Annotated in this window: 1 protein-coding gene; it reads left to right on the top strand. The window is 51.0% G+C overall.

From position 1 onward, the window contains the following. Positions 1-961 (top strand): IS630 family transposase (locus tag A7090_RS23705; RefSeq protein WP_105275738.1); only part of this gene is annotated, 961 nt, incomplete at its 5' end. Positions 962-967: the final 6 nt, after the last annotated feature.

The following is a 967-nucleotide window of genomic DNA, read 5'->3' as shown; positions in this document are numbered from 1 at the left end:
TAAAAATTATGCCCGCAGGCTGACTGCCATGCTGATGCTGCACCGGGGCGACCGCGTCAGCGACGTTGCCAGAACGCTCTGTTGCGCCCGTTCATCCGTCGGGCGCTGGATTAACTGGTTCACGCAGTCGGGTGTTGAAGGACTGAAATCATTACCCGCAGGACGTGCCCGTCGCTGGCCATTTGAGCATATCTGCACATTGTTACGTGAACTGATAAAACACTCTCCCGGCGATTTTGGCTACCAGCGTTCACGCTGGAGTACAGAACTGCTGGCGATAAAAATCAATGAGATAACCGGATGTCAGTTACATCCAGGAACCGTTCGCCGCTGGTTGCCGTCAGCCGGGCTTGTATGGCGCAGGGCTGCGCCAACTCTGCGTATCCGTGACCCGCATAAAGATGAAAAGATGGCGGCAATCCATAAAGCACTGGACGAATTCAGTGCAGAAAACCCGGTCTTTTATGAAGATGAAGTGGATATCCATCTTAATCCCAAAATCGGTGCGGACTGGCAGTTGCGCGGACAACAAAAACGCGTGGTGACGCCGGGGCAGAATGAAAAATATTATCTGGCTGGCGCGCTGCACAGCGGGACAGGTAAAGTCAGTTATGTGGGTGGCAACAGCAAAAGCTCAGTGTTATTTATCAGTCTGTTGAAACACCTGAAGTCGACGTACCGACGGGCAAAAACGATAACGCTCATCGTGGACAATTACATTATCCACAAAAGCAGGGAAACACAGCGCTGGCTGAAGCAGAATCCGAAGTTCAGGGTGATTTATCAGCCGGTTTACTCACCATGGGTAAATCATGTTGAACGGCTATGGCAGGCATTGCACGACACGATAACCCGGAATCATCAGTGTGGTTCGATGTGGCAACTGCTAAAAAAAGTTAATCACTTTATGGAAACCGCCAGTCCATTCCCGGGAGGAAAGCATGGTCTGGCAAAAGTGTAGCGATAT

This window comes from Escherichia sp. MOD1-EC7003, assembly GCF_002965065.1.
Lineage (GTDB): Bacteria > Pseudomonadota > Gammaproteobacteria > Enterobacterales > Enterobacteriaceae > Escherichia.
This window is presented reverse-complemented; position numbering and strand designations above follow the sequence as displayed.